This is a genomic window from Aciduricibacillus chroicocephali (assembly GCF_030762805.1).
Classification (GTDB): Bacteria; Bacillota; Bacilli; order Bacillales; family Amphibacillaceae; genus Aciduricibacillus; species Aciduricibacillus chroicocephali.
In genome coordinates this window covers 133,835-160,000 of the sequence record NZ_CP129113.1, presented here as the reverse complement: position 1 = coordinate 160,000, position 26,166 = coordinate 133,835, and the positions used below count along the sequence as shown (strand labels likewise).

Sequence of the window (26,166 nt, the reverse complement as noted above, 5' to 3'; positions counted from 1 at the left end):
TCCGGGTACTTAGATGTTTCAGTTCCCCGGGTCTGCCTCGATCATCCTATGTATTCAGATGAACGTACTGCTCCATTACGAACAGTGGGTTTCCCCATTCGGAAATCCTCGGATCAATGCTTACTTACAGCTCCCCGAGGCATATCGGCGTTAGTCCCGTCCTTCTTCGGCTCCTAGTGCCAAGGCATCCACCGTGCGCCCTTATTCACTTAACTAAGTTTGACGCGTTAAAACGTTTTGATGTCTTGTTTTGCTCTTATTTAGTTTTCAAGGAACAAAAATGGAGCCTAGCGGGATCGAACCGCTGACCTCCTGCGTGCAAGGCAGGCGCTCTCCCAGCTGAGCTAAGGCCCCGTAATATATGGATGGTGGGCCTGAGTGGACTCGAACCACCGACCTCACGCTTATCAGGCGTGCGCTCTAACCAGCTGAGCTACAGGCCCATCCTTATAAAATTGAGAGTTGATCTCTCAAAACTGAACAAACAACCTGTTTATGTCTTCCGAATCCGTCCAGCTCCCGAAGAAGCTTGAACTTCATATCCTTAGAAAGGAGGTGATCCAGCCGCACCTTCCGATACGGCTACCTTGTTACGACTTCACCCCAATCATTGGCCCCACCTTCGGCGGCTGGCTCCCGTAAGGGTTGCCTCACCGACTTCGGGTGTTGCCGACTCTCGTGGTGTGACGGGCGGTGTGTACAAGGCCCGGGAACGTATTCACCGCGGCATGCTGATCCGCGATTACTAGCGATTCCTGCTTCATGTAGGCGAGTTGCAGCCTACAATCCGAACTGGGAATGGTTTTATGGGATTTGCTTCACCTCGCGGCTTCGCTGCCCTTTGTACCATCCATTGTAGCACGTGTGTAGCCCAGGTCATAAGGGGCATGATGATTTGACGTCATCCCCACCTTCCTCCGGTTTGTCACCGGCAGTCACCTTAGAGTGCCCAACTTAATGCTGGCAACTAAGATCAAGGGTTGCGCTCGTTGCGGGACTTAACCCAACATCTCACGACACGAGCTGACGACAACCATGCACCACCTGTCACTCTGTCCCCGAAGGGAAAGCGGTATCTCTACCGTTGTCAGAGGATGTCAAGACCTGGTAAGGTTCTTCGCGTTGCTTCGAATTAAACCACATGCTCCACCGCTTGTGCGGGCCCCCGTCAATTCTTTTGAGTTTCAGCCTTGCGGCCGTACTCCCCAGGCGGAGTGCTTAATGCGTTAACTTCAGCACTAAGGGGCGGAAACCCCCTAACACCTAGCACTCATCGTTTACGGCGTGGACTACCAGGGTATCTAATCCTGTTCGCTCCCCACGCTTTCGCGCCTCAGCGTCAGTTACAGACCAGAGAGTCGCCTTCGCCACTGGTGTTCCTCCACATCTCTACGCATTTCACCGCTACACGTGGAATTCCACTCTCCTCTTCTGCACTCAAGTCCTCCAGTTTCCAATGACCGCTTACGGTTGAGCCGCAAGATTTCACATCAGACTTAAAGGACCGCCTGCGCGCGCTTTACGCCCAATAATTCCGGACAACGCTTGCCACCTACGTATTACCGCGGCTGCTGGCACGTAGTTAGCCGTGGCTTTCTGGTAAGGTACCGTCAAGGTACGATCAGTTACTATCGTACTTGTTCTTCCCTTACAACAGAGTTTTACGATCCGAAAACCTTCATCACTCACGCGGCGTTGCTCCGTCAGACTTTCGTCCATTGCGGAAGATTCCCTACTGCTGCCTCCCGTAGGAGTCTGGGCCGTGTCTCAGTCCCAGTGTGGCCGATCACCCTCTCAGGTCGGCTACGCATCGTTGCCTTGGTGAGCCGTTACCTCACCAACTAGCTAATGCGCCGCGGGCCCATCTGCAGGTGACAGCCGAAACCGTCTTTCATCTTTCCTCCATGAAGAAGAAAGTATTATCCGGTATTAGCTCCGGTTTCCCGGAGTTATCCCGATCCTGCAGGCAGGTTGCCCACGTGTTACTCACCCGTCCGCCGCTCGTTCCACAAGCGTCACCCCGAAGGGATCTGCCTGCTTCCCGCGCTCGACTTGCATGTATTAGGCACGCCGCCAGCGTTCGTCCTGAGCCAAGATCAAACTCTCCAAAAAAGTTTGTTTCACATCATCCGGAGATGATGTCTTAGCTAGTAAAACTTAAACGGTTATACCGTTTCTTACTGACATAAATGGTTGTTTGTTCAGTTTTCAAAGATCAATTCGACTTGCGTTAGCAAGTTTGTCGTTTTTTCGACAAGATTTATATTATCATGTTTCCGTTTCGGAGTCAACAACTTTTTCAAATTGTTTTTGTGAACCTGATTGATTCAACCTGCCGCATCGGCAACGAAAAATAATATACCATGTATAAAAAGCTTGGTCAATAGCTTTCTTGCTTTTTTTCAAAAAAGGAAAAAAGGCATGCCGAATATCTGCATCCCTCTGAACCGCTCATTCCACTTATATGTCTTCACTTACTCTGCTGTTTTCTCGGCATGTATTTCAAACACTCATCGCTGCTGGCTACTCTGCGAAGCAACTGAAAAATTCCTTTGTATCTCTCTTTCATCGACTCTTTAACGAGATTGTCAATTCGGGGATCTTCAAGATCAAGAAGAAGCTCTTCCAATTCACGCTTCAGTATATATTCAAGTTCTTTCTGTTCCGTTTCATTCACAAGCAGGCCTAGCATTTCTTATCACCTCATCCAGATGTCCGGACGTATAACTGATGCAACCTATCCGGCGTAGCAGCACATCTTTGGATCGGCTGCATGTTTAATATACCCGCTCCTCACTCTCCTTTATCCCTTTTTTTGAAAAATAATCTTCTTCCTCATAGAAAAGTAACGACTTTCATATAAATGCAAATGGGTATTATTTAATTTTTGTTGAAGAGGAGGATACTCTTGGGGCATTTCTATGTTTGGCACTGGAAAAGATGGAAGCGCTGGATCGCAGTCATGCTTTTCTCAATGTGTGCAGCAACATTTCTCTGGTTCGGACAAGGTGGGAGCTTTTCAGTGTTCTTGAACCAGACTCCGGCTGCATTAGCAAAAGGAAACAAATCGGAAAAAGCTGCAGCACTGACATTTAATATTAGTTGGGGAGAGAAGCGTGCAGATGACATTCTTGATAAACTAAAAGAAAAAAATGTACAAGCCACCTTCTTTATAAGTGGTGAATGGGCCGAGCGCCATCCCGATACAGTTAAACGGATTCTGGATGAAAAACATGAACTTGGCATGATGGGTTATAGCTACAAGAGCTATCTCGAACAAGAAATAGACGAAGTACGGGCTGACCTAAACAAAGCAAAGGAAACTTTTGCAAAGCTGAATCTCGAGAACATCACTCTTCTTCGTCCCCCTAACGGACACTTTAACAAGGAAATCATCAAACTTGCTGAAGATATGGGCTTTACTGTCGTCCACTGGAGCTTGAATCCGAACGACTGGAAGAACCCTGGCACCGATGTACTTATTGATGAAGTGATGAGTAAGACTTCAAACGGCGATATTGTGCTCCTTCACGCCTCAGACTCAGCCCGTCAAACGGCAGATGCTCTGAATACAATACTTCCCGGGCTTAAAAATAAAGGGTTGCGTCTTATTGTCATTAGTGAAATGATCCGGCAAGCAGAGGCTAAATCTGCATTGGTTGATTAAACAAAAGGGACCCGTTCTCATCCGAACAGGTCCCTTTTGTTATACCCTGACAGCTTTCTTCGCTGGAGTTTTATCAACTTTCCCCTTTGCTTCACCGATCTGTGAGAGCTTGTGCAGGATAAGCAGCTGATATGTATTACAGACAAGCAGCGGAATAATCATTAACAAAGCATACTCATAACCGCTCACACGCAATCCAGGAACCCATTCCAATGCAGTCATGACAACCATTAGAAAAAGTGCAGGGATAAAAGCAGTTTGATTTGTCTGTTGTGCTTTAATCTTCGCCACAATTAGACCATATACCAAAATGGAAGCCGACATAAGGATGAACATATAAAGTGGTATGCTTCCCTTTGCCTCCTGATAAGGAAAATAGACCAAATCAAATACAACAAAGGCTATCAATACAATTTGCACCGTTTTCCAATATGAACGAAAGATGCCGAGGCCGAACTGATTGATGAATAGGTAAGCGAAAAAACCAGTCTGGCTGACTGCACTGAATACGAGACCCAGGCCAGTGAAAAATAGCAAAAGACCAAGAATCTCCATAAAATCAAACGGATTCATTACAGCAGCATACCGCTCCCATTCGATAAAAAAGCTCGATAGCAAACCAGCTATACCGCCAAACAGCAAAGTCTTAAAAAAAAGGCCAACCAATTTGCGGCTCGTCATTCCTCCAACACCTGCTTTCAAATTTTTGAAATATATTGCATATGTAACCATTCTAACATGTGGAAGCTGATTTTTCTGTTCTCTACAGCATATTTTGCAAACGTTTTCTCCATATTAAGATTAGGAAGGAGGAGGGACAATGCGGCGCATATCCTTTTTGCTGTTCCTTTTGCTCTGTCTGACACTTACTGCATGCAGCGGGGAACCAGAGAGCAGGCACGATGCTTCTTATGAATCAACTAAGAAAATGGTCGTCGACATTCTGCAAACAGACGAAGGGAAGAAAACCCTTACTGAGGTAATGAATGATAAAAAGCTGAAAGAACAGCTCGTTATCAACTCTAAAGAAACAAAACAAACGATAACCGACACACTCACTTCCGAAAAGGGAAAAGAAATGTGGAAGACCCTTTTTCAAGACAATGATTTCAAAGATGCATTCGCCAAGTCAATGGCAGAAGAGCAGAAGAAGCTGATGAAAGCACTTATGAATGATCCTGAATATCAAAAACAAATGCTAGGACTCCTTCAAAATGAAAAAATGCAGGAACAGATGCTACGTGTCATGACAAGTCAGCCATTCCGCGAGCATCTTAGCAATACGATGAAGGAAACATTTGAGACACCTGCCTTAGAGAAGAAGCTGCAGGACATGATGGTTGAGGCCGCCAAGAAGGCGGATGAGGAAAAGGCCAAGGAAGAGAAAAAGTCAAAGTAAGAGTAGACAGGAAAATGCCCGGCCTTTATATAAGGCCGGGCATTTCGTTAATTACTCTTCAAGATGATCCGCTATTTCTGCGGCAATCTCCTTATAAGCAATCCCCAAAGGATGATCTTCCTGATAAACAGATGGCGCAAATTCGTCCTCATTATCATACGGCTGTTCAATCGGAAGGCGACCGACTACAACTGTGTCCAAAGTTTCGGCAAGCTTGTCCCCTCCACCTTTTCCAAAGATATATTCGCGCTCACCTGTTTTTTTGCTGTCATAGTAGGACATATTCTCAATGACGCCAAGAATCTCATGTCTAGCCTTAATTGCCATCTGGCCAGCACGAGAAGCAACGAATGCTGCTGTTGGGTGTGGTGTCGTTACAATGATTTCCTTACAAGATGGCAATGTTTCCTGAACATTCATCGCCATATCCCCAGTTCCAGGCGGCAAGTCGAGAAGTAAGTAGTCAAGCTCTCCCCAGTCGACCTCCTTGAAGAAACTGTTGAACATTTTGCCAAGCATCGGGCCGCGCCAAATGATTGGTGAATTGTCCTCTACGAAGAAGCCCATTGAAATGACTTTAACACCAAAGCGCTCAACCGGATGAATTTTATTGCCTTCAACCGAAGGACGCTTGTCTATCCCCATCATATCGGGAACACTAAATCCATAAATATCTGCATCGATTATTCCAACTTTGCGTCCTAGCCTTGCAAGAGCGATAGCGAGGTTAACCGTAACTGTAGATTTTCCGACCCCGCCTTTTCCGCTCGCTACAGCGATGAACTTCGGTGGATTCGGGGAATTAAGCAGTGTTTTCGGTTCCTCTTTTTCTGTTTCACCAGCAAATTTATTGATAATGAAATCCGGAAGTTGAGAGAAACGAAGACCAACTGTAGAAGCTCCGCTCTTTTTCAGAATTTCCACCAGTTCATTCTGTAATTGCATTTGCTCAGCAGTATTTGGTTTTGCAATCCCAATCTTCACACTGACATGCTGTTTTTCTTCCTTAATCTTTACTTCTTCTATCCCGCCTGTTTCTTTCAAAGTAACATGAAGATGCGGGTCCTTTACAGGGTTGAGCAATTCGATTACTTCATCTTTTGTCAGCAATAGTATACACCGTCCTCTTTGATCTGTATCCAGCAGAAAGCATTCAGGAAATACATCTCCTGAATGCCAAAATTCGGAAGCTTCTCCATACGGGAAGTATAACATAATTCAGTAAAATTGCAGGCTTAAGCGCTTATAGAGCATCAGTTCGCATCTGTACTCTTTTGCTTTGCCTCATCTTTTTCTGTCACATAGCGAAGAATCCCGTTATAGATGCTTCCCGCCATCTGTTCCTGATACTTCTCGCTCTTCAACATTTGCAGTTCTTCGGAATTAGAAAGAAACCCGACTTCTACAAGTGCACCTGGAACTTTAGCATGTTTCAGTAAGTAAATACCTTGTATACCGAGTGCCTGCCGATTTGTATTTTCAAGATTTCTCTTAATTTCATCTTGTATAAAAGTCGCTAGCAATTGATTCTCATCAAAGCTCGGATAGTAGAAGGATTGTGCACCCTTCCATTGACCATCCGGTAAAGCATTCAAATGAACAGTAACGAAAAAGTCCGCCTTCTTCCCATGAATCATTTTGAGCCTGTTACGGATATCTTCAGACTTTCGGCTTGCGATTCGCTTTTTCTGATCTGTCGCAAGGTCTTTATCCGTTTCTCTCGTCATAAAAACAAGCGCACCTGCCTGCTGGAGATAATCCTGGAGTCGTTTTGAAATCAGCAAAGAAATCTCTTTCTCCTCAGTCTTGTCCCTTCCGACCGCTCCCCCATCAAATCCACCATGTCCAGGATCGATAACAATTGTCTTGCCTGATAAAGGCAACGACCATGACTTCCATGTTGTATCTGTCTTCTGGATTGGATATTGAATCAGGAAAGCGAGCGTAAGCAGGCCCAACCCCCATAGAATCATTTGTCTCGCTTTCATCATCACACTCGCCCCTTTAACATGCCTTGCCATACTTTATGGCGGAGCGAGAATGATTATGACCTTTAATATAAACGAATCGGATATGTAACAGTGAGGAGATTACTCCTTCACTGTGGTGATTCTTCCATCTTTCTTTCAATTTCCTGCTTTTCTTCCTCCCACCAGATTTCATCTTTGGATTCCTTGTACGCTTCATGTACTTCGGATTTACCCTCTACAGCTGGCGGAGAACCTCGCAATGCTTTTCCTGATGTTTCTTCGACGAATAAAGCAACAACAATAATACCAATCAGACAGGCAGCCATCATATAAAACGCTGGCATTGTCCGATTCGATGTCTCTTTAATTAGCCATGAAATGATAAGAGGTGTTGTACCGCCAAAGAGAGATGCTGATATGTTATACGTGATGGCTAGACTTCCATAACGAACATCTGTGAAGAATAATGACGGCAAGAGAGATGGCATCGTCCCCTGGAAAGCCGCGAGCAGGACAGCAAGAATCATTAGACCACTAAAAACAAGCAGATTGTTCCCGTTGCCAATTAGCTTGAACGCTGGTATTGACAATACGAGCAGGCCAATCAGTGCAGCAATGAGAATTCTCTTAATACCGATCCGGTCACTGAAATACCCCATTGCCAGTACGATTGGGATCATAATGAACATCACAATAAGAATAAGCAGAAGTCCCTTCGTATCACCATAGCCAAGTACAGCGCTCAAATGGGATGGCATATAGGATAGAACCATATAATAAACAATGTTGTAGAACATGACAATTGCGACAGCGATCAGCAACGATTTACGATGATATAGAAAAATATCTTTCATTGATACATGATCGCGTTCCTCAGCCTGCTCCTCTTCCATTGCTTTAAATGCCGGTGTTTCTTCCAAATGTGCACGCAGATAAAGACCGATAAATCCAATTGGTGCAGCAATCAGGAAAGGAATACGCCAACCCCAGGCAAGCATCTTTTCATCACCTATAATAAATGTTAGCAATGTTACAAGTCCTGCTCCTGCAATATAGCCGACAAGCGTACCGACTTCTAGACCACTTGACATGAAGCCTCGTTTCTTATCAGCAGTGGATTCCGCAATAAAGGTCATCGCACCCGAATATTCACCGCCAGTGGAAAACCCCTGTACAAGCCGGGCGATGAGGAGTAAGACAGTCGCCGTCACACCAATTGAATCATAGCTCGGAATCAAGCCGATACTTAATGTAGCTAATGCCATGATAATAAGAGTGATGGAGAGTACCTTCTTTCTCCCAAGACGGTCTCCAAGCATACCGAAGAACATGCCGCCAAAAGGACGGACGAGGAAAGCTATTGCGAACGTGGCAAATGTATAGACAAGTTGAGATGTACCTGTCATATTGGGGAAAAACACTTTGCCCATTGTTACAGCAAGATACGAATAAATACCGAAATCAAACCATTCCATTGCATTCCCAACGCCGGCCGCAAAGACCGCCTTACGTGCCATTTGCGGGTCAACAACAGTGATGTCTTCCTTTTCAATTCCATTTGTGTCGATCTGGGTGTTGTCTATATTGTCTTTCATAATTCCTCCTTCTTATCTCACACATTTTTAGCATGTGCCTGCCGATGAGTTCTAATTCCCGGAAAACAAACTATTTAAACGTGCAAAAAGCAGCCAGCTCCTCATTCGGAACAGACTGCTCAACGGTTAATAACAGATATATTTAATTTTTCACAGCGTCCCATTTACGGAATGGTTCGAGCTGCATACCATTCATATCGATACGCTCAAACGGCCGCTGCCAATCTGCAGACGGTTCAAATCCCGCTTCCCCTGCTTCTTCAAACGAAGCCGCGTAGTAGACTGCATCTAAGTTCGCCCACCCGATTGCTTCTACACATAGTGGGCATGGTCGGCTGCTCGCATATAGCACACAACCGGAAAGCTCAGGTTGCTCCAACTTCTCACATGCTTTACGTATTGCCTGAATCTCAGCATGAGCTGTCGGATCATTGTGAGCTGCAATTTCATTGACACCGGTTGCGATCACTTCCCCATCCCTTACAATGACGGATCCGAACGGCTGTGCTCCGCTCTCATCTGTATTCGCAAGTGCCAGCTCTATTGCCTGGCGAAGAAATTTAGTATGCTCCATTTTTATTCCCCCTGATCAAGTTGCATTTCCCCATACCATACAACAGATACTTGGAAAGTGCCAGCACCAGAGGGTCTATTTACTACCTGAAAGGAACTGTTGCAAAGCCTGACTGTTTTGTTGAATATCCGCGTTCAATACCAAACCGACATCTGTACGTAAATCAGAGTACGATCCAGCTACTGGTAAGCTCATCGTCTCTACACCTTTGGAATTGTGCAACAGCATGCCTTTTCCAATTGAGAACAATGTGCCATTACTAATATTCGTATCTACATAAGGGTCTGTGAGACCAAGCAGCTTTGGCAATTTGACAATAGTCTGTGCACGAAGCGCTTGCTCTTTCACCTTTTCAAGTACTTCCTGCTGCCTTTTCACACGGCCAAAATCACTCTGTGCATCATGACGGAAACGTACGTAAGCGAGTGTCTCCTTGCCATTCAGCGTTTGCTCACCCGGATGTAATGTCATACCAATGCCGTAAGACATCGTTTCAGGAATATTCACCTTAATACCCTCGGGTGCGAGCAAATCAATTAGCTTCGGAAAACCGGCAAAGTCGACAACAGCATAGTAATTGATATCAACACCGAAGTTCTCCTTGATTGTCTGACGGACAAGTTCAGGACCGCCTATACTGAAAGCCGCATTGAGTTTCTGCTTTCCATGACCAGGAATATCTACATAGAGATCACGCATTAGGGATACGAGTTTTGTTTCATTCGTCTTTTGATTGTAATACCCGATCATCATCGTGTCAGATCTTCCGTGACCGCCATCTTTTTGACGAGCATCATTTCCGATCATGAGAATTTTAATTTCCCCAGACTTTGGTGTTTCACCGTCAAACTCACCAAATTGCTCACCGTCATTCTTATAACTGCCATCGCCCGCTTCTTTAAGCCCTTTGCGATATTCCATAAAGCCGAATATAACTGCACCGGCAACAACGATCAAAATCAACAATAGAAAAAATCTTTTAAAACCTTTTCCCTTTCTCTTGCTGCGTTCACGTTCTTTTCTTGATATCATGTTTAATCACCTTATTCATCAGAAAGTTTTCTTGCAACAAGCTGGGCTGCCAATGCATCATCCAAATACCCAATTGGGAAAAGGTAATCTGGTATCGCATCATATGGCATAATGAAGTAGAGTAAGACACCGCCCATCAATACTAGCTCTTGCTTCGTTCCTTTTCGATCAGAAAAGCGCTGGTAGAAAAGCTTTAACCTGTTGATGAAGGAGCCCTGACCTGCAATCTGCTCAAGCTTTGGCAGGAATTCTGACATAACTTTGTGTCTGCCTTCCACTGTTGCCGCCCCCTTTTGACAGACTTTCAGGTAATGCTCAACTGTCTCCATGGAAACATGGCCGTCCGGCAACAAGTGGCTAACCTCTTCACTAAAGGACAGCGACTGCTCTTCTTCTTCAACAAAGAAACGAACTGGAATATCAAAACAAGCTGCTATTTCCTTAAGATGATGAAGTGTCGGACGGCGCTCACCTTTTACAAGCCGCGAAATGGTTGCCGCATCGATTCCACTCCGGCGTGCAAGTGAACGCATGGACATACCGCGTTCATGTAATAACTGCCCGATTTTCTTCCCAGCATCCATCAATTATTTCCCCACCTAATTCTCAAGCTTGTTCCGTTAACTTCAAATCAAAAATTCACTCCGCAAGTATAGACATTTGTTGACAAGTTGTCAACACTCGCTGCAACAAAAAACTCCCTTATCTACAGACTTGGTCAGTAGATAAGGGAGTTTTTTGAAACTTAATCAAATTGGGACATCCAACGCTGTGCTCTCTTGGAATGCTCACTCAGATCATCTATAGAGATGCCGATCTTCCGGGCATACTCTTTCACCCTATCCAAGTCAAGCACCTCCATGGCTTTGGCCAGTTCAAGGTAGTCAAAAATCTCAGTATGCTCACCGTTAAGAGTCCGTGTCACCTCATCAGAAAGCGGAAGCAAGGCAAGAATATCTTCCAGTCTTGTCCTCATGATCGCATCAATAAGTGAAAACATACCAGTAAGGAAGTACTCATCGGAGTTTTTCTTCCCTTTATCTTTTGCTACCAACTCGCAAAACTTGGCTCGTGACAGCGAATAATCGACTAGTGCTCTGTTTCGTCCATTACCCGCTCCTTGACCCATATCATAAAGGACAAGTACTTGCATCCACTTTCTTGCTTCATCAATTCCCATTAGCATAATTGCCTGACGAATAGAGGCTACTTTGTTCGGAATCTCGAATGCTAAAGAATTGATATAACGAAGAAATTTATAGGATAGAGAAACATCATGCTCAATTAATCCGGAGATCCTATCTATATTCGCATCTGATGAATTCAGCTGCTGGATCACATGGAAATGCAAAGCAATATTAGAAGGAATTTCGCGGCTTTTGACAATTTCCGGCTTTGCGAAAAAATAACCTTGGAAAAGTGTATACCCACGAGCCTTAGCATCTTCAAAATCTTCTTCTGTCTCGACTTTTTCCGCTAATAGAGCAATATGCGGAAATCTTTCTTTAAGTGACTCAACACGCCGTCTTTCCATAACACTCGAATTAAGATAGTCAACTTTTATGAAATTGATAAGGCTGAAAAGCTCTGTAGCATACTTCATATGTTTTTTTTGAAGAATATAGTCATCAAGCGCAACCTTAAAACCCGCTTCTCTAAAAGCAGCAATACGAGAAATGACAAGGGGCGTAAATTCTACATCTTCCAATATTTCAATAACGACTTGGTTGGGATCTAGCTTTGTGAACAGACTCTTCTCCAAAAGACCTTGTGGAAAATTAATAAATGATAGCCTGTGATTTACGACCTGATCCACACCTATTGAAAGGAAGGTATTAACAAGTACACCAAGTGTCGCCCTTTCCGGGTCTACATCAGGGAATGTATTCTGTTCACTGTTCCGATAGAGCAATTCATATGCGTAGATATCGCCTCTCCGGTTAAGGATTGGCTGACGCCCTACAAAAATATTCATATTCGGCATTTTCCCAACCCCACTTAAAGTTCATTTCCATAAAGCCACGGCGCGTTTTTTTGCAGTGCCTATTTGCTTATTTTTCATTCCGTCTTTATGCATCTCCAGTCATTATACCATGACTTTCAGACCAAAATCAGCCAATTACTCTGATTTTCATAATAAAAAACGATAAACGACAAATTCGTTTTATATCTAAAACATCAAATACGACGAAATATATGCAGACTCTTCAGCACCGTAGTATGTTTTCATTTTAATAAAGTAGCCTTACTAACTAAAACATAAGAAATCACAATCGACTCATTTGTCTTTACCCTTTTCAACAATTTTATAAAATCTTGGTCTATTGATTACTATAACCAGTACAGTATTATAGCCTGTTAAAATAAGCTGATATTATATGCATTCTAAACCACCTAAGATAACTGTAGGTATTGCTTATAACTATCTCGCTCTTAATACAAAGAAATATTCATTTTTTCATTTGGAGATAGTTTTGCAGAAGTTCGTAAGAAGAGTAATCTGTTATCACATCAGGTACGTTTATAGCTAAAATCGTTGAGTAAAAAAGGCTTAGAAATAAACGCCTCTGTAGTTACAACCTAAGCATGAAAATAAATGAGTGTGATGAACACAAAAAGTATCCCATTCCAACACTTCTCCAAGCTTCATGCTGCAAATAAAAAAGAAAAGTAAAAAGACTCTTTCCAACAAGTGGAAAGAGTCTTGAAAAGTTGAATTAGCGTTTTGAGAACTGTGGTGCACGACGTGCGCCTTTAAGACCGTACTTCTTACGCTCAACCATACGAGCGTCACGAGTAAGGTAACCTTCACGCTTCAATGCTGCACGGTATTCAGGATCTGCTTTAAGCAATGCACGAGCGATGCCGTGGCGAATTGCGCCAGCCTGACCTGTAAGACCACCGCCATGAACGTTAACGAGAACGTCGTAAGTGCCTTCTGTTTCAGTCGCAGCAAGCGGCTGATTCAAGATAAGCAGTTGAGTGTCATACGGGAAATAGTTCTTTGCTTCGCGGCCATTAATAAGGATTTGGCCGCTGCCTGGTACCAAACGTACACGAGCAGTAGATGTTTTGCGACGGCCTGTGCCGTAGTATTGTACTTGTGCCAATGGAATTGCCTCCTTTTAATTAACCGCGAAGTTCGTAAACTTCTGGTTTTTGTGCTTCATGCTTGTGATCTGCGCCTCTGTAAACAAACAACTTCTTGCCCATTTTGCGGCCAAGAGGACCTTTTGGAAGCATGCCTTTTACAGCAAGCTCGATCATACGCTCAGGGTTCTTAGAACGCAAGTCTTCAGCAGTGCGCTCTTTCAAACCGCCTGGATGACCAGTGTGATGGCGGTAAAGCTTATCAGAAAGCTTGTTACCTGTAAGTTCGATTTCACCAGCATTGATAATGATGACGTTGTCGCCAGTATCGCAATGCGGTGTGTATGTCGGCTTGTTCTTGCCGCGAAGAATCGCAGCAACTTCGCTCGCCAAACGTCCAAGACGCTGGCCTTTGGCATCGATTACGAGCCATTTGCGTTCAATGTTTTGCTCATTTGCCATGAAAGTTGTACGCATGAGTAATATCCTCCATCAATCTCAATTTTTCTTGAGTCCGTTATTTCTATATCTTCAACATAATTAGATTCCGGGGCTAATCATGGTTTAGAAATAAAATGCCAATAATAATCTTAAAGGAAAAAGCAATACAAGTCAAGCTTTCGCCAGCTTTTTTTAAAGGAAAAATGCTATTTCAAAAGATTATCTGGATAGCTGACCTTCCACAGGTGTAAGCCTTGTGGCGGAGCCGTTTTTCTGTGAATCTGGCGGTCTTTTTTCTCCAGCATTTCATCGATAATGCCGGGTTCAAATTTACCCTTTCCAATATCAAGCAGAACACCGATAATAATGCGAACCATATTATACAAGAATCCATTACCACGGAAAATGAATTCTAAAGTATCACCCTGTTCTAAGAAGGAGACTTCATGCAAGGTACGCACACAGGAACCTTTTGCAGTCGACTTCGCTGATGAGAAAGTAGTGAAATCATGCGTTCCAAGAAGTCTGCCGCAAGCTTCACGCACCGCTCCAAGATCGAGTGGATAAGCTATGTGATGGGTATAATTACGCTTAAACACATCATATATGCCCGTTCTGATAAAGTAGTGGTATTCCTTCTCAACTGCGCTATAGCGAGCATGGAAGTCCTCTGAAACATGCTCTGCGTGTTGAATATGGAGATCATCGGGCAACAATGTATTCAAGGCGCGTTTCCAGTTCTCATCCGGCACGTTGAATGCCGTATCAAAATGAAAGACCTGACCACGTGCATGAACCCCTGCATCTGTCCTGCCTGATGCATGGATACGTGTCCATGTACCTTTATGGAATGTCGTCAGCGCCTTCTCTATCTCCCCTTGAACAGTACGCTGATTCGGCTGAAACTGAAAGCCGGCATAATTTGTACCGTCATAGCTTAGCAAACATTTAATTCTTGGCATTATGCCACCACCTTCTAATACGTCCGTGTCAGAAACAGGCCTGCCACTACGATGATGAAGAAAGTAAGAACAGTGTAATCGCGTCCGGTCATTTTCAGTTCACGCAACTTCGTTCTACCTTCGCCGCCTCTGTAGCCACGGGCTTCCATTGCCATCGCAAGTTCTTCCGCTCGCTTGAATGCACTGACAAAGAGTGGAACAAGCAATGGAATTACAGCTTGAATTCGATCCTTTAGCTTTCCTGTACGGAAATCCACCCCGCGTGCAGCCTGTGCTTTCGAAATTTTATCCGTTTCCTGAGTAAGAGTCGGGATAAATCGAAGAGAGATAGACATCATAAGCGCAAGCTCATGAACCGGGAATCGTATTTTCTTCAACGGAGCAAGCATGTCTTCCATCGCATCTGTAATTTCAATCGGTGTTGTCGTTAACGTAAGCAAAGATGTCATAAGGATAAGCAGGAAAAAGCGAACAGAAATAGCCACCCCTTGAATGAGTGCTCCGGAATACAATTTAAACTTCCAGAATTCCGCCAATACAGCCCCTTCCTTTGTTACGATAAGATGTAAAATGAAGGTGAAGGCGATCAGAAACCATATCGGCTTTAGACCCTTCGCAATAAAGCGAACAGGAATCCGGGTAATAAATGCGCTTAAAAGAGCAAAAACGAGGAGTACTCCATAGCTAAGCACATTATTCGCAAAGAATACGAGAAAGACAAAGAAGAAAATGACAGTTATCTTCGTGCGCGGATCCATTCTGTGAACTAATGAAGTACCCGGCACATACTGACCAATTATTAAAGAGCTGCTCATTCACTCGCCCCCTTCCCGATCTTGGCGGCAATTTCAGCGGCGAGTTCAGTAATATCCTGTTTGTGGAATGGCAGATCTATACCTGTTCTTGTTTTTAGTTCATTAAGGAACTGCACCATCTCCGGGACATCAAGCTGTACAGCATTAAGCCGTTCTTTCTGTGCAAAAACTTCCTCCGGTTTTCCTTGCAAGTACTTTTTCCCACCACTCATAATCAGTACTTCATCAGCATACTTAACCGCGTCTTCCATACTGTGAGTAACCAGTACAGTAGTAAGACCTTCACGCACATGGAGATCATAGAACATGTCCATGATTTCTTTCTGACCACGAGGGTCCAGACCTGCTGTTGGCTCATCAAGTACGAGCACGCGCGGTTTAGAAGCCAAAACGCCTGCAATTGCAACACGGCGCATTTGACCCCCACTCAAATCAAACGGCGAGCGTTCCAAATACTTCTCGGATAACCCGACTGCCGGAAGGATCTCCTTGGTACGCCTTTCGATTTCCTCTTGCTCCACACCAAAATTTGTCGGCCCAAAAGCGATATCTTTCGCAATTGTCTCTTCAAAAAGCTGGTGTTCCGGGTATTGAAAAACAACTCCAACCTTGCTACGAAGCCTTTTCAAATCCTTATTCTTCTGTCCAGCCTTTAACACAAAGTCGCCAATCCGCACTTCTCCCTCAGTTGGTTGCACAAGACCATTCAAATGCTGAATAAGTGTCGATTTTCCTGAACCCGTATGCCCAATAACTGCAAGAAAAGAGCCAGAGGGTACTTCAAAGCTTAATTTGTCGAGGGCCCGGTGTTCAAATGGCGTATTGCGCTGATAAATATAGCTTACATCTTTGAATGCAATGTCCATAAGTCCTCCAATAGCTCCTCGTGATTCAGCGGTTCATCAGCAATTTGTAAACCGTGCTTATTTAATTCATTTGCCAACAACGTCACAAATGGCACGTCAAGACCGATTTGCCGGAGTGCCTCTTTCTCCAGGAAAATCTCTCGTGGTGTGCCTTCTTTCCAGATTTGGCCTTCATTCATGACAATTACACGTTCTGCCTGAACAACTTCGTGTAAATCATGTGTAATTGTAATCAAGGAAAGCTCCTGAGTTCTCTGCACTTCGGAAACCGTCTCCATGATTTCCTTTCTTCCTTTTGGATCCAACATAGCTGTAGCCTCGTCGAGTATAAGAATTTGCGGAGAAATTGCCAAAACACTAGCAATGGCTACGCGCTGCTTCTGTCCTCCAGATAGCCTATGAGGTTCAGTCAGCAAATACTTGTCCATCCTGACAGCATGCAGCGTCTCTTTAATGCGCTGAATCATCTGCTCTCTCGGAAAACCGCGATTCTCCATACCAAACGCCACATCATCTTGTACCGTTGTACCAACAAATTGATTATCTGGATTCTGAAATACCATACCGACATTTCTTCGAACATCCCATACGGTTTCTTCATTTACTGCCAATCCGTCTATGAAGATCTCTCCTTCTTCCGGAAAGAGAAGTCCGTTCATCAGCTTAGCGATTGTAGACTTACCAGAACCATTATGACCAATGATGGCTACCCACTCATTCTCTCTGATCGTAAAGGAAACGTTCTTCAATACCCAAGGCTGTTCCTCGTCGTATCTGAAGGAAACATTACGGAACTCTGCGATCGTCTTGCTCATCTCTGCTCAACCTCCCCCAGCTCTTCAAAAGAAGCATTGTCTGCCTACTAACGGCGTTTTCAAAAAATATGCAGATGCAAAAAAAGGGCCGGGATGCACCTCTTGCGAAAGAAGAGATTCAGTCCTGCCCTTTGATGCATGGAATCATTAAACAAGCTCGATGATTGCCATTTCTGCACCGTCACCACGACGCTGACCCAATTTAAGGATACGAGTGTATCCACCTTGGCGCTCTTCGTAGCGTTTTGCAACGTCATCAAAAAGTTTTTGAACAACGTTCTCATTCTCGTTCGCTGCCTGATTGTACAAAAATGCCGCAGCTTGACGACGTGCGTGAAGGTCTCCACGCTTGCCAAGAGTGATCATTTTTTCAGAGACAGAGCGCAATTCCTTTGCCTTCGCAAGTGTTGTTTCAACACGCTCGTGGATAATTAGATCCGAAGCAAGGTTACGAAGCAAAGCCATGCGGTGATCTGTAGTACGACCTAGTTTTCTAGCCATGGGGTATTCCCTCCTTCTCCAATAATCTATATTGTAGTCTGAAACTCAATCAGTCGTCGTTGCGCAAACCCAACCCAAGCTCTTCAAGCTTCTGTTTCACTTCTTCAAGAGACTTGCGTCCGAGGTTGCGGACTTTCATCATGTCATCTTCAGACTTGTTCGCAAGTTCCTGTACCGAATTGATTCCGGCACGCTTCAGGCAGTTATAGGAACGAACGGAAAGATCAAGCTCTTCGATGGTCATTTCCATCACTTTCTCTTTCTGATCTTCTTCCTTTTCTACCATGATTTCTGCGTTTTGCGCTTCATCCGTAAGCCCAACAAAGATATTCAGATGCTCAGTAAAGATCTTTGCTCCCAAAGAGACAGCTTCTTCTGGACGGATACTTCCATCAGTTGAAACTTCAAAAGTAAGCTTGTCAAAGTTGGCGCTTTGACCGACACGTGTATTTTCTACCTGATAAGTCACACGAGACACAGGAGTGAAAATGGAGTCAATCGGGATGACGCCGATCGGCTGATCTTCCTTCTTATTCAAGTCAGCAGGACGATAGCCACGACCGCGCTTAGCAGTGATTTTCATATGAAGGTTGCCTTTGGAATTCAAAGTAGCAAGCAAAAGATCCGGGTTGAGGACTTCTACATCACTATCATATGTCAGGTCGGCAGCAGTTACTTGCCCCTCGCCTTGAGCGTCAATCTCCAACACCTTCTCTTCGTCGGAGTAGATTTTCAATGCAAGTTTTTTCAGATTCAAGATGATTGTCGTCACGTCTTCAACTACACCGTCCACAGTTGAAAACTCGTGAAGTGCTCCATCTATCTGAACAGATGTGACAGCAGCGCCTGGTAGTGAGGATAACAGGATACGACGCAAGGAGTTTCCTAGAGTTGCACCATATCCACGCTCAAGCGGTTCAACGACAAAGCGGCCAAACGAACCGTCATCGCTGATCTCAACCGTTTCAATCTTAGGTTTCTCAATTTCGATCAATCCAAAGCCCTCCTTTAAAACGTCGAAACCCCGGCAAGAAAAATTCTGGCCGAAATTCCTCAAATAGGCAGTTAGCTTTACTGCTCTATAGTCTTCTTTTCATACGCCTTTGCCAAACAGAAAGCCAAGACAAGGTGTCCTCAGAATAAATGAAGTCCCGCCATGTCTTGAGCATTCAGCCTCTGCACCCAGTATGGGGATAGTTGGCAAATTTTATACGTATAATTATACGCGACGACGTTTTGGCGGGCGGCAGCCGTTGTGAGGAACTGGAGTAACATCAATAATCGCAGTTACTTCAAGACCTACAGCCTGAAGTGAACGGATTGCAGCTTCACGACCTGCACCAGGTCCTTTAACTGTTACTTCCAAAGTCTTCATGCCATTGTCAACTGCGCCTTTTGCAGCAGTTTCAGCAGCCATCTGAGCAGCAAACGGAGTAGACTTACGGGAACCTTTGAAGCCAAGTGAACCTGCAGAACTCCAAGATACAGCGTTACCTTGAGTATCCGTAATTGTCACGATCGTGTTGTTGAAAGTGGAACGGATATGAGCAACACCAGTCTCAATATTCTTTTTCACGCGACGTTTGCGTGTATTTCCCTTTTTTTGAGCCATGTCTTCAGCTTACCTCCTTTACTTACTTCTTCTTGTTAGCCATAGTACGACGTGGGCCTTTACGTGTACGTGAGTTATTCTTTGTCTTCTGACCACGAACCGGAAGACCGCGGCGATGACGAACACCTCTGTAAGCTCCGATTTCAATCAGACGCTTGATGTTCAAGGATACTTCACGACGAAGATCACCTTCAGTCGTATATTGGTCGATTACTTTACGGATGCGTCCCAATTCGTCTTCAGTCAAGTCGCGAACACGAGTATCTTCTGAAACGCCGGCCTCAGCAAGGATATCCTGGGATGTCTTTTTGCCGATTCCGTAAATGTATGTCAATGAAATGACCACGCGCTTGTCACGTGGAATATCAATACCAGCAATACGTGCCATTGATCGATGCACCTCCTGTTAATCTTTTGGTCGGCCACTAGCCGATTATATGGAACAAATTCAGGATAAGAAAAGCTTGTGCTCTAGGCTTAGCCCTGTTTTTGTTTGTGTTTTGGATTTTCGCAAATGACCATTACTTTGCCTTTGCGCTTAATCACTTTGCACTTTTCGCAAATAGGTTTTACAGACGCTCTTACTTTCATCGTCCCTACCTCCTTTTATATCGGAGCTCGCTTATTTATAACGGTACGTGATTCGCCCTTTTGTCAAATCATACGGAGAAAGTTCAACCGTTACTTTATCTCCAGGAAGGATCCGGATAAAGTGCATGCGGATCTTACCGGAAACGTGTGCCAGCACTGTGTGGCCATTCTCAAGCTCGACCTTGAACATTGCATTTGGCAATGTGTCAATAACAGTGCCTTCCACTTCAATTACATCATCTTTCGCCAATGTGTTGATCTCCCTTCATCAAATCAGTCACAACCTCGTTTAATCCCTGGTCCTTTGCCAAAGCAATATCCCAGCTTTGATGCGACCGGTATCATGAAAAACTGTTCCGGCCTTGCCAATGGTTGCATTGGCAGATTACGAACAATTTGACCTGATTGAGGAACTGAGTCAGCTTCGATCAGACGAACATCGCCTTCACTTGGGCTTATCCGGGATCAGGCAACTGGTGCAACTGGAGAAACAAATCAAAGTCACCCAAACATTATACCTTTTCTAACGGGAAATTTCATCCCCGAGGCAATGATTGGAAGCAGTGATTACTTCTCGATCAGGTTACGAACGTCTTTAAAGACTTCGTTAATATCCCGATCTCCATCAATTGTTTCCAGATAACCTCTATCCTTGTAAAAATCCAATAACGGTTGCATCTGCTCAAGATTGACCGCAAGACGGTTCTTAACCGTTTCTGGCGAATCATCCTTTCGCTGAATCAACTGCGAACCATCACGATCACATACGCCCTCAGTCTTTGGAGGGTTATAGATTACGTGGTAGGTCGCTCCGCATGTTGGACAAACTCTACGACCGGTCAGGCGCTCCACTAGTTTTTCCTCTGGCACATCAATATGCAATACATGATCAATGTTCTTATTCAGATTTGTAAGAAGTGTTTGCAAAGCCTCAGCCTGTGCTATCGTACGCGGAAAGCCATCAAGCAAGAACCCTTTAGCGCAGTCACCCTTCTTCAAGCGATCTTCCACAATCCCAATTGTGACTTCATCTGGAACAAGTTCACCTTTGTCCATGTAGCCTTTCGCCTTATTTCCAAGCGGTGTTTCCTCTTTGATCGCCAAGCGGAACATATCGCCAGTGGAAATATGCGGAATGCCAAACTCTGTACTGATCTTTTCTGCCTGAGTACCTTTACCGGCTCCAGGCAGACCCATCAAAATCAAATTCAACTATTTTTCCCCGCTTTCGCGGCAGCAAAACCTCTACCTGATAAAACCTTTATAATGCCTTTTCACCAGCTGAGTTTCTAGCTGCTTCATTGTCTGAAGCGCAACCCCAACGATGATGAGCAAGCTTGTGCCGCCAACACGTACCGATTCCGGTAAATTGGCAAGCCCGCCAAGCAAGATAGGCAATACAGAAACGGCCGCCAGGAACAGCGCCCCTACGAAAGTCAGACGATTGATGACAGTAGTAAGATATGTTTCTGTCTTTTTACCAGGTCTGATGCCCGGAATATAGCCGCCTTGTTTTTGCAGATTCTCCGCCATTTGTTCAGGATTAACCTGGACAAATGTGTAGAAGTAAGTAAACGCGATAATAAGCACTACATACAGTACCATACCAATCGGCTGTGTATAGTCGAAAATACGCTCTATCGTGCTGGCGACATCTCCTTTAAAGAATCCAGCAACCGTTCGTGGAGCCATAATGAAGGCTACCGCAAAGATAACCGGAATAACGCCAGCTGCATTCACTTTCAGTGGCAAGTGAGTAGATTGACCGCCCACTGGAGAGCGGTTTACAACCTTCTTGGCATACTGAATTGGAATCTTCCTTAGTGCCTGCTGGATAAAGATGACCCCAACTGTAACAGCGATAATGACAAGTACGATCAGTGCCACAATCACAATATTGATAAACAGATCCTCACCCGGGTTGGTGAAATACTGGCTGTAGAGCTGCATCGCTCCGTTTGGAATAGCTGCAACAATACCTGCAAAGATGATAATGGAAATCCCGTTCCCAACACCGTTTGCTGTAATTTGCTCGCCGACCCACATTAGGAAAGCTGTACCTGCAGTTAAGACAACTGCAATCATAAGAAGCTTGCTCCAACTGGAATCGCTAATAAGCATACCACCAGCCATCGTATTGAACCCGATCGATAAAGCAATTGCCTGGATAAACGCCAGGACAATTGTTGCATAGCGGGTGATTTGGGCGATTTTTTTACGCCCGACTTCACCTTGCTTCTTCCATTCCGTGAATTTTGGTACTACATCCATCTGAAGCAATTGCATGATAATCGAAGCTGTGATGTAAGGCATGATTCCCATCGCAAAGATGGAGAAATTCTTCAAAGCTCCACCGCCGAAAGTATTCAGGAAACCAAATACGTTCTGCTGATTCATGAAGTTAATTGCTTCCTTGTTCGTATAAGGAACAGGAATATAGGTACCTAAGCGGAAAACGATCAGCATCAAGAGAGTAAATATAATCTTGTTTCTGATGTCTTTTACCCGCATGAAATTCGCAATTGTGCGGAACATTAGATCACCTCGGTTTTACCGCCCGCTGCTTCAATCGCCTCTTTAGCAGAAGCTGAGAATTTGTTCGCTTTAACTGTGAACTTCTTGTCTACAGAACCTTGACCAAGAATTTTCAAACCAGCTTTAAGGTCTTTTACAACGCCTTGAGCTTTTAGGAATTCTGGTGTAATTTCTGCACCGTCCTCGAAACGGTTCAACGTATCAAGGTTAACGATTGCATAGTCTTTACGGTTAATGTTAGTGAAGCCGCGTTTAGGCAAGCGTTGGAACAAAGGCATTTGTCCACCTTCAAATCCTGGGCGTACTCCACCGCCAGAACGTGCTTTCTGACCCTTATGACCGCGACCTGAAGTTTTACCGTTACCTGAAGACGTACCACGTCCAACACGGTTGCGAGTTTTACGTGCGCCTTCTGCTGAATGCAATTCATGTAGTTTCATCCGAGCACCTCCTCTTTGTTTAGTAAAATATTAAACCTCTTTAACCGTTACAAGGTGAGATACTTTGTTGATCATGCCGCGGACTGCTGGCGTATCATCACGCAAAACGGATTGACGGATTTTTTTGAGACCGAGTGTTTGTACAGTGAGCTTCTGGTCCTTTTTAGCACCGATCACACTGCGATTGAGGGTAATTTCCAGTTTGTTTGACATCGACTTTCCCTCCTTAACCTAGCAGTTCTTCAACAGACTTGCCGCGAAGTTTTGCAACTTCTTCTGCACGCTTCAAGTTTGTGAGACCGTTCAGAGTTGCGCGGATTACGTTGATTGGTGTGTTTGAACCCAAAGATTTAGTAAGGATGTCACCAACACCAGCAAGTTCTAGTACCGCACGAACCGGACCACCGGAGATAACCCCAGTACCTTCTGCTGCCGGCTTCATCAATACGTTACCGGAACCAAAACGTCCATGGATATCGTGTGGAATTGTAGTTCCTACGAGTGGAACCTCAATCAAATTTTTCTTGGCGTCGTCAACTGCCTTTTTGATAGCGTCAGGTACTTCCTGAGCCTTGCCAGTACCGAAGCCGACATGGCCATTCTTGTCACCGACTACAACAAGTGCAGCAAAACGGAAACGACGACCACCTTTTACTACTTTAGCTACGCGGTTGATTGTAACAACGCGTTCTTCAAGTTCCAAGTTGCTTGGATCAATAACCTTTTGCATCATTGTCCCTCCCTTAACAATTAGAATTCAAGTCCTGCTTCACGAGCACCTTCAGCCAATGCTTTCACACGTCCGTGGTAAAGGTATCCTCCGCGGTCAAAGACTACAGACTTCAAACCTTTTTCCTGAGCACGCTTCGCGATTAGTTCTCCAACTTTTTTCGCTGCTTCTACGTTTCCAGTTGCATCAGAGCCGAACTCTTTATCAACAGTAGATGCACTCACAATTGTTGTGCCGTTAGCGTCATCGATCAACTGAGCGTAGATGTTCTTATTTGAACGATAAACGTTCAAACGTGGACGTTCTACAGTACCAGTTACAGTTTTGCGTACACGAGCATGGCGTCTTTTACGAGTAACGTTTTTATCCTGCTTAGTAATCATTCAAGTCACTCCTTTCTGCTTTGTTTCAATTCTTACTTGGCAGTTTTACCTTCTTTGCGGCGTACATGTTCGCCAGCATAGCGGATACCCTTACCTTTATACGGCTCTGGCGGACGGATTGCACGGATGTTTGCAGCAATCTTACCAACGAGTTCCTTATCAATACCTTTTACGAAAAGCTGAGTCTGTTTTGGTACTTCAAACTCGATGCCTTCGATTTTATCAATCTCAACCGGATGAGAGTAACCAGCACCGATTACAAGCTTAGAACCTTGCAACTGAGCACGGTAACCTACACCGATGATTTCAAGCTCTTTCTGATACCCCTCGCTGACACCTACAACCATATTGTTGATGATGCTACGAGTTGTACCATGCAATGAACGATGTTCTTTTGCATCGCTTGGGCGAGCAACATTAATTTCGCTCTCGCTGATGTTGATTTGCATATCAGGATGCAATTTACGAGTCAAAGAGCCTTTCGGGCCTTTAACTGAAATTGTATGCTGATCAAGTTTAACTTCCACGCCTTGTGGAATAGTAATTGGCTTAAGTCCAATACGTGACATGTCTTGCACCTCCTGTCAAATGAAAATGAATTACCAGATGTATGCCAAAACTTCGCCGCCGACAGCTTGCGAACGTGCTTCTTTATCAGTAAGCACACCTTTGGATGTAGAAACGATTACCGTACCTAGACCGTTCAATACGCGAGGCATTTCGGATGCATTCGCATAAACACGAAGACCAGGCTTAGAGATACGCTTAATTCCAGTAATAACGCGTTCTTCGTTAGCACCGTACTTAAGGAAGATGCGCAAAGCACCTTGCTTGTTGTCTTCGATGTACTCGTAATCGCGGATATAACCTTCGCGCTTTAGAATATCAGCAATCTCTTTTTTGATGTTGGAAGCAGGTAGCTCAAGCTTTTCATGCTTTACCATGTTGGCGTTGCGGATGCGAGTGAGCATATCTGCAATAGGATCAGTCATAACCATTATTCATTACCTCCTTCCCTGAATGGGGGTTTACCAGCTTGCTTTTTTGACACCAGGAATTTGACCTTTATGGGCAAGTTCACGGAAGCAAATACGGCAAAGCTTGAATTTGCGAATTACAGAGTGCGGACGGCCACAGCGTTCGCAACGTGTATATTCACGTACTTGGAACTTTTGCGGGCGCTGTTGCTTGGCGATCATGGATTTCTTAGCCACAGTTTTCCCTCCTCTTCTTATGAAATCTTACTTCTGGAAAGGCATGCCCATTTGACCAAGAAGCTCACGTGCTTCCTCATCAGTGTTGGCAGTAGTTACGATGACAATGTCCATACCGCGGACTTTGTTTACTTTATCGTAGTTGATTTCCGGGAAAATTAGCTGTTCTTTAACACCAAGAGTGTAGTTGCCGCGACCATCGAATGATTTCTTGGAAATACCGCGGAAGTCACGTACACGCGGAAGTGATACGGAGATCAGCTTTTGCAAGAATTCATACATGCGCTCGCCGCGCAACGTTACCTTTGCACCAATCGGCATGCCTTCACGAAGACGGAAGCCTGCGATGGATTTCTTGGCACGAGTGATTACAGGCTTCTGACCAGAGATCAAAGCCAGCTCCTCAACAGCCGTATCAAGTGCTTTGGAGTTTTGTACAGCGTCACCAACACCCATGTTGATTACGATTTTTTCCAATTTAGGCACTTGCATAACAGATTTGTAGTTGAATTTGCTTGTAAGTGAAGAAGCAATCTCTTCTTCATATTTCTTCTTTAGCGAGTTCATCATGTCGCCCTCCTTTCACTTGAAAACTTACTTATCGAGAACTTCGCCCGACTTCTTAGAAACGCGGACTTTTTTGCCGTCGCGCACTTCGTAGCCGACACGAGTAGGTTCACCTGTCTTAGGATCGATTGGCAATACGTTAGAAACGTGAATTGCAGCCTCTTTATTGAGGATTCCGCCTTGCGGATTGTCCTGTGAAGGCTTTGCATGTTTCTTAACCATGTTAACACCTTCAACGAGAACGCGGTCTTTCTTCGGGTAAGCTTCAAGGATTACACCTTCTTTACCGCGATCTTTACCGGACAATACTTTGACTTTGTCGCCTTTTTTTACATGCATGTAGTGCACCTCCCTGCTGGGTTTTGCT

At 44.6% G+C, this 26,166-nt stretch carries 35 protein-coding genes, 2 tRNA genes and 2 rRNA genes (1 of these 39 running past the window's edge); 3 read left to right on the top strand and 36 right to left on the bottom strand.

The features are described from left to right. The 5 genes from QR721_RS00945 to QR721_RS00925 form a co-directional block, all read right to left on the bottom strand. A 23S ribosomal RNA gene (locus QR721_RS00945) occupies nucleotides 1-215 on the bottom strand; it reaches 2,698 nt to the left of the window's first position. 66 nt (nucleotides 216-281) lie between these two features. After that, nucleotides 282-354: transfer RNA gene (locus QR721_RS00940), tRNA-Ala, on the bottom strand. Nucleotides 355-366: 12 nt separating this feature from the next. Continuing rightward, nucleotides 367-443: transfer RNA gene (locus tag QR721_RS00935), tRNA-Ile, on the bottom strand. 105 nt (nucleotides 444-548) lie between these two features. Beyond that, nucleotides 549-2,112, bottom strand: a 16S ribosomal RNA gene (locus tag QR721_RS00930). Together the 16S and 23S rRNA genes with 2 tRNA genes alongside form the textbook arrangement of a ribosomal RNA operon. A 358-nt stretch (nucleotides 2,113-2,470) precedes the next feature. Continuing rightward, nucleotides 2,471-2,692, bottom strand: a complete 222-nt coding sequence (locus QR721_RS00925; protein WP_348028294.1) for a hypothetical protein — start codon at nucleotides 2,690-2,692, stop codon at nucleotides 2,471-2,473. 216 nt (nucleotides 2,693-2,908) lie between these two features. On the opposite strand from QR721_RS00925, the gene pdaB reads away from it, so the two are divergent. Further along, nucleotides 2,909-3,667 (top strand): polysaccharide deacetylase family sporulation protein PdaB, encoded by a 759-nt coding sequence (gene pdaB / locus QR721_RS00920; protein ID WP_348028292.1) that lies wholly within the window; start codon nucleotides 2,909-2,911, stop codon nucleotides 3,665-3,667. Nucleotides 3,668-3,706: 39 nt separating this feature from the next. On the opposite strand, the gene QR721_RS00915 is transcribed toward pdaB, so the two are convergent. Beyond that, on the bottom strand, nucleotides 3,707-4,348 hold the full coding sequence (locus QR721_RS00915) for a KinB-signaling pathway activation protein (protein ID WP_348028290.1): 642 nt from the start codon (nucleotides 4,346-4,348) through the stop codon (nucleotides 3,707-3,709). 59 nt (nucleotides 4,349-4,407) lie between these two features. On the opposite strand from QR721_RS00915, the gene QR721_RS13870 reads away from it, so the two are divergent. After that, complete coding sequence (locus QR721_RS13870; RefSeq protein ID WP_431189508.1) at nucleotides 4,408-4,530, top strand: zinc-finger domain-containing protein; 123 nt, start codon at nucleotides 4,408-4,410, stop codon at nucleotides 4,528-4,530. Further along, on the top strand, nucleotides 4,488-5,066 hold the full coding sequence (gene gerD, locus QR721_RS00910; RefSeq protein WP_348028288.1) for a spore germination lipoprotein GerD: 579 nt from the start codon (nucleotides 4,488-4,490) through the stop codon (nucleotides 5,064-5,066). The genes QR721_RS13870 and gerD overlap by 43 nt, the downstream gene beginning before the upstream one ends. Before the next feature lie 51 nt (nucleotides 5,067-5,117). Here the strand turns inward: gerD and QR721_RS00905 are convergent, their stop codons facing one another. From QR721_RS00905 to rplX, 30 genes are all read right to left on the bottom strand, one after another. Next, nucleotides 5,118-6,176, bottom strand: coding sequence for an Mrp/NBP35 family ATP-binding protein (locus QR721_RS00905; protein WP_348028286.1), 1,059 nt, complete (start codon nucleotides 6,174-6,176; stop codon nucleotides 5,118-5,120). 143 nt (nucleotides 6,177-6,319) lie between these two features. Next, a complete protein-coding gene (gene cwlD, locus QR721_RS00900; RefSeq protein ID WP_348028284.1) occupies nucleotides 6,320-7,057 on the bottom strand; it encodes an N-acetylmuramoyl-L-alanine amidase CwlD in 738 nt (245 codons plus the stop codon). 107 nt (nucleotides 7,058-7,164) lie between these two features. After that, entirely contained in the window at nucleotides 7,165-8,631 is a 1,467-nt protein-coding gene (locus QR721_RS00895) for an MFS transporter (protein WP_348028282.1), read from the bottom strand. A gap of 142 nt (nucleotides 8,632-8,773) precedes the next feature. Then, the gene (locus QR721_RS00890; protein WP_348028280.1) at nucleotides 8,774-9,205 is read right to left on the bottom strand and encodes a nucleoside deaminase; all 432 of its coding nucleotides are present in this window, start codon (nucleotides 9,203-9,205) and stop codon (nucleotides 8,774-8,776) included. Between the two features lie 75 nt (nucleotides 9,206-9,280). Beyond that, a complete protein-coding gene (locus tag QR721_RS00885) occupies nucleotides 9,281-10,237 on the bottom strand; it encodes an LCP family protein (RefSeq protein ID WP_348028278.1) in 957 nt (318 codons plus the stop codon). An 11-nt stretch (nucleotides 10,238-10,248) separates the two neighbouring features. Then, nucleotides 10,249-10,821 (bottom strand): helix-turn-helix domain-containing protein, encoded by a 573-nt coding sequence (locus QR721_RS00880; protein WP_348029756.1) that lies wholly within the window; start codon nucleotides 10,819-10,821, stop codon nucleotides 10,249-10,251. A 161-nt stretch (nucleotides 10,822-10,982) separates the two neighbouring features. Continuing rightward, entirely contained in the window at nucleotides 10,983-12,221 is a 1,239-nt protein-coding gene (locus QR721_RS00875; protein ID WP_348028276.1) for an EAL and HDOD domain-containing protein, read from the bottom strand. A gap of 733 nt (nucleotides 12,222-12,954) precedes the next feature. Beyond that, nucleotides 12,955-13,347: a 30S ribosomal protein S9 gene (rpsI, locus tag QR721_RS00870; RefSeq protein ID WP_348028274.1), complete on the bottom strand. Its 393-nt coding sequence runs from the start codon at nucleotides 13,345-13,347 to the stop codon at nucleotides 12,955-12,957. A 19-nt stretch (nucleotides 13,348-13,366) separates the two neighbouring features. After that, entirely contained in the window at nucleotides 13,367-13,804 is a 438-nt protein-coding gene (rplM, locus tag QR721_RS00865; RefSeq protein WP_348028272.1) for a 50S ribosomal protein L13, read from the bottom strand. A 170-nt stretch (nucleotides 13,805-13,974) separates the two neighbouring features. Beyond that, entirely contained in the window at nucleotides 13,975-14,730 is a 756-nt protein-coding gene (gene truA, locus QR721_RS00860) for a tRNA pseudouridine(38-40) synthase TruA (RefSeq protein ID WP_348028270.1), read from the bottom strand. Between the two features lie 14 nt (nucleotides 14,731-14,744). Beyond that, complete coding sequence (locus tag QR721_RS00855; RefSeq protein ID WP_348028268.1) at nucleotides 14,745-15,545, bottom strand: energy-coupling factor transporter transmembrane component T family protein; 801 nt, start codon at nucleotides 15,543-15,545, stop codon at nucleotides 14,745-14,747. Further along, nucleotides 15,542-16,411, bottom strand: a complete 870-nt coding sequence (locus QR721_RS00850; protein WP_348028266.1) for an energy-coupling factor ABC transporter ATP-binding protein — start codon at nucleotides 16,409-16,411, stop codon at nucleotides 15,542-15,544. The genes QR721_RS00855 and QR721_RS00850 overlap by 4 nt, the downstream gene beginning before the upstream one ends. Then, nucleotides 16,387-17,226: an energy-coupling factor ABC transporter ATP-binding protein gene (locus tag QR721_RS00845; protein WP_348028264.1), complete on the bottom strand. Its 840-nt coding sequence runs from the start codon at nucleotides 17,224-17,226 to the stop codon at nucleotides 16,387-16,389. Before QR721_RS00845 ends, QR721_RS00850 begins: the two co-directional genes overlap by 25 nt. Before the next feature lie 147 nt (nucleotides 17,227-17,373). Continuing rightward, on the bottom strand, nucleotides 17,374-17,727 hold the full coding sequence (rplQ, locus tag QR721_RS00840) for a 50S ribosomal protein L17 (protein ID WP_348028262.1): 354 nt from the start codon (nucleotides 17,725-17,727) through the stop codon (nucleotides 17,374-17,376). A gap of 49 nt (nucleotides 17,728-17,776) precedes the next feature. Then, complete coding sequence (locus QR721_RS00835; RefSeq protein ID WP_348028260.1) at nucleotides 17,777-18,721, bottom strand: DNA-directed RNA polymerase subunit alpha; 945 nt, start codon at nucleotides 18,719-18,721, stop codon at nucleotides 17,777-17,779. A gap of 225 nt (nucleotides 18,722-18,946) precedes the next feature. Next, nucleotides 18,947-19,339 (bottom strand): 30S ribosomal protein S11, encoded by a 393-nt coding sequence (rpsK, locus tag QR721_RS00830; protein WP_348028258.1) that lies wholly within the window; start codon nucleotides 19,337-19,339, stop codon nucleotides 18,947-18,949. 22 nt (nucleotides 19,340-19,361) lie between these two features. Further along, nucleotides 19,362-19,727, bottom strand: a complete 366-nt coding sequence (rpsM, locus tag QR721_RS00825; protein ID WP_348028256.1) for a 30S ribosomal protein S13 — start codon at nucleotides 19,725-19,727, stop codon at nucleotides 19,362-19,364. 89 nt (nucleotides 19,728-19,816) lie between these two features. Continuing rightward, nucleotides 19,817-19,930 (bottom strand): 50S ribosomal protein L36, encoded by a 114-nt coding sequence (gene rpmJ / locus QR721_RS00820; RefSeq protein ID WP_010095733.1) that lies wholly within the window; start codon nucleotides 19,928-19,930, stop codon nucleotides 19,817-19,819. Between the two features lie 31 nt (nucleotides 19,931-19,961). Beyond that, nucleotides 19,962-20,180, bottom strand: a complete 219-nt coding sequence (gene infA / locus QR721_RS00815; RefSeq protein ID WP_348028253.1) for a translation initiation factor IF-1 — start codon at nucleotides 20,178-20,180, stop codon at nucleotides 19,962-19,964. A 317-nt stretch (nucleotides 20,181-20,497) separates the two neighbouring features. Beyond that, the gene (locus QR721_RS00810) at nucleotides 20,498-21,142 is read right to left on the bottom strand and encodes an adenylate kinase (RefSeq protein ID WP_348028251.1); all 645 of its coding nucleotides are present in this window, start codon (nucleotides 21,140-21,142) and stop codon (nucleotides 20,498-20,500) included. A gap of 33 nt (nucleotides 21,143-21,175) precedes the next feature. Continuing rightward, complete coding sequence (gene secY, locus QR721_RS00805; protein WP_348028249.1) at nucleotides 21,176-22,465, bottom strand: preprotein translocase subunit SecY; 1,290 nt, start codon at nucleotides 22,463-22,465, stop codon at nucleotides 21,176-21,178. Beyond that, entirely contained in the window at nucleotides 22,465-22,905 is a 441-nt protein-coding gene (gene rplO / locus QR721_RS00800) for a 50S ribosomal protein L15 (RefSeq protein ID WP_348028247.1), read from the bottom strand. Before rplO ends, secY begins: the two co-directional genes overlap by 1 nt. A gap of 30 nt (nucleotides 22,906-22,935) precedes the next feature. Further along, complete coding sequence (gene rpmD / locus QR721_RS00795; RefSeq protein WP_348028245.1) at nucleotides 22,936-23,118, bottom strand: 50S ribosomal protein L30; 183 nt, start codon at nucleotides 23,116-23,118, stop codon at nucleotides 22,936-22,938. A 13-nt stretch (nucleotides 23,119-23,131) separates the two neighbouring features. Beyond that, nucleotides 23,132-23,638, bottom strand: a complete 507-nt coding sequence (gene rpsE / locus QR721_RS00790) for a 30S ribosomal protein S5 (protein ID WP_348028240.1) — start codon at nucleotides 23,636-23,638, stop codon at nucleotides 23,132-23,134. Nucleotides 23,639-23,655: 17 nt separating this feature from the next. Then, nucleotides 23,656-24,018, bottom strand: coding sequence for a 50S ribosomal protein L18 (gene rplR / locus QR721_RS00785; RefSeq protein WP_348028238.1), 363 nt, complete (start codon nucleotides 24,016-24,018; stop codon nucleotides 23,656-23,658). Between the two features lie 32 nt (nucleotides 24,019-24,050). Further along, a complete protein-coding gene (gene rplF / locus QR721_RS00780) occupies nucleotides 24,051-24,587 on the bottom strand; it encodes a 50S ribosomal protein L6 (protein ID WP_348028236.1) in 537 nt (178 codons plus the stop codon). Between the two features lie 30 nt (nucleotides 24,588-24,617). Then, entirely contained in the window at nucleotides 24,618-25,016 is a 399-nt protein-coding gene (gene rpsH, locus QR721_RS00775; RefSeq protein WP_348028234.1) for a 30S ribosomal protein S8, read from the bottom strand. Between the two features lie 30 nt (nucleotides 25,017-25,046). Beyond that, the gene (locus tag QR721_RS00770) at nucleotides 25,047-25,232 is read right to left on the bottom strand and encodes a type Z 30S ribosomal protein S14 (RefSeq protein ID WP_348028232.1); all 186 of its coding nucleotides are present in this window, start codon (nucleotides 25,230-25,232) and stop codon (nucleotides 25,047-25,049) included. A gap of 27 nt (nucleotides 25,233-25,259) precedes the next feature. Then, nucleotides 25,260-25,799: a 50S ribosomal protein L5 gene (rplE, locus tag QR721_RS00765; protein WP_348029755.1), complete on the bottom strand. Its 540-nt coding sequence runs from the start codon at nucleotides 25,797-25,799 to the stop codon at nucleotides 25,260-25,262. A gap of 27 nt (nucleotides 25,800-25,826) precedes the next feature. Then, the gene (gene rplX / locus QR721_RS00760) at nucleotides 25,827-26,138 is read right to left on the bottom strand and encodes a 50S ribosomal protein L24 (protein WP_348028230.1); all 312 of its coding nucleotides are present in this window, start codon (nucleotides 26,136-26,138) and stop codon (nucleotides 25,827-25,829) included. Nucleotides 26,139-26,166: the final 28 nt, after the last annotated feature.

Bases quoted from the DNA above. Each gene is read 5' to 3' on its own strand.
- rpsM (WP_348028256.1), bottom strand. From the start codon at position 19,727: ATGGCACGTATTGCTGGTATTGATATTCCACGTGACAAGCGCGTGGTC.
- rplE (WP_348029755.1), bottom strand. From the start codon at position 25,799: ATGAACTCGCTAAAGAAGAAATATGAAGAAGAGATTGCTTCTTCACTT.
- QR721_RS00845 (WP_348028264.1), bottom strand. From the start codon at position 17,226: ATGAGCAAGACGATCGCAGAGTTCCGTAATGTTTCCTTCAGATACGAC.
- QR721_RS00855 (WP_348028268.1), bottom strand. From the start codon at position 15,545: ATGAGCAGCTCTTTAATAATTGGTCAGTATGTGCCGGGTACTTCATTA.
- rpmJ (WP_010095733.1), bottom strand. From the start codon at position 19,930: ATGAAAGTAAGAGCGTCTGTAAAACCTATTTGCGAAAAGTGCAAAGTG.
- QR721_RS00850 (WP_348028266.1), bottom strand. From the start codon at position 16,411: ATGGACATTGCATTCAAAGATGTAAGCTATATTTATCAGCGCAATACG.
- rpmD (WP_348028245.1), bottom strand. From the start codon at position 23,118: ATGTCAAACAAACTGGAAATTACCCTCAATCGCAGTGTGATCGGTGCT.
- rplX (WP_348028230.1), bottom strand. From the start codon at position 26,138: ATGCATGTAAAAAAAGGCGACAAAGTCAAAGTATTGTCCGGTAAAGAT.
- QR721_RS00880 (WP_348029756.1), bottom strand. From the start codon at position 10,821: ATGGATGCTGGGAAGAAAATCGGGCAGTTATTACATGAACGCGGTATG.
- gerD (WP_348028288.1), top strand. From the start codon at position 4,488: ATGCGGCGCATATCCTTTTTGCTGTTCCTTTTGCTCTGTCTGACACTT.
- rpsE (WP_348028240.1), bottom strand. From the start codon at position 23,638: ATGATGCAAAAGGTTATTGATCCAAGCAACTTGGAACTTGAAGAACGC.
- QR721_RS00875 (WP_348028276.1), bottom strand. From the start codon at position 12,221: ATGCCGAATATGAATATTTTTGTAGGGCGTCAGCCAATCCTTAACCGG.
- cwlD (WP_348028284.1), bottom strand. From the start codon at position 7,057: ATGATGAAAGCGAGACAAATGATTCTATGGGGGTTGGGCCTGCTTACG.
- QR721_RS00885 (WP_348028278.1), bottom strand. From the start codon at position 10,237: ATGATATCAAGAAAAGAACGTGAACGCAGCAAGAGAAAGGGAAAAGGT.
- QR721_RS00925 (WP_348028294.1), bottom strand. From the start codon at position 2,692: ATGCTAGGCCTGCTTGTGAATGAAACGGAACAGAAAGAACTTGAATAT.
- truA (WP_348028270.1), bottom strand. From the start codon at position 14,730: ATGCCAAGAATTAAATGTTTGCTAAGCTATGACGGTACAAATTATGCC.
- rplF (WP_348028236.1), bottom strand. From the start codon at position 24,587: ATGTCACGTATTGGACTTAAGCCAATTACTATTCCACAAGGCGTGGAA.
- QR721_RS00895 (WP_348028282.1), bottom strand. From the start codon at position 8,631: ATGAAAGACAATATAGACAACACCCAGATCGACACAAATGGAATTGAA.
- secY (WP_348028249.1), bottom strand. From the start codon at position 22,465: ATGTTCCGCACAATTGCGAATTTCATGCGGGTAAAAGACATCAGAAAC.
- rplO (WP_348028247.1), bottom strand. From the start codon at position 22,905: ATGAAACTACATGAATTGCATTCAGCAGAAGGCGCACGTAAAACTCGC.
- rpsK (WP_348028258.1), bottom strand. From the start codon at position 19,339: ATGGCTCAAAAAAAGGGAAATACACGCAAACGTCGCGTGAAAAAGAAT.
- rpsH (WP_348028234.1), bottom strand. From the start codon at position 25,016: ATGGTTATGACTGATCCTATTGCAGATATGCTCACTCGCATCCGCAAC.
- rplQ (WP_348028262.1), bottom strand. From the start codon at position 17,727: ATGGCTAGAAAACTAGGTCGTACTACAGATCACCGCATGGCTTTGCTT.
- rplM (WP_348028272.1), bottom strand. From the start codon at position 13,804: ATGCGTACAACTTTCATGGCAAATGAGCAAAACATTGAACGCAAATGG.
- QR721_RS00915 (WP_348028290.1), bottom strand. From the start codon at position 4,348: ATGACGAGCCGCAAATTGGTTGGCCTTTTTTTTAAGACTTTGCTGTTT.
- QR721_RS00890 (WP_348028280.1), bottom strand. From the start codon at position 9,205: ATGGAGCATACTAAATTTCTTCGCCAGGCAATAGAGCTGGCACTTGCG.
- rplR (WP_348028238.1), bottom strand. From the start codon at position 24,018: ATGATTACTAAGCAGGATAAAAACGTTACTCGTAAAAGACGCCATGCT.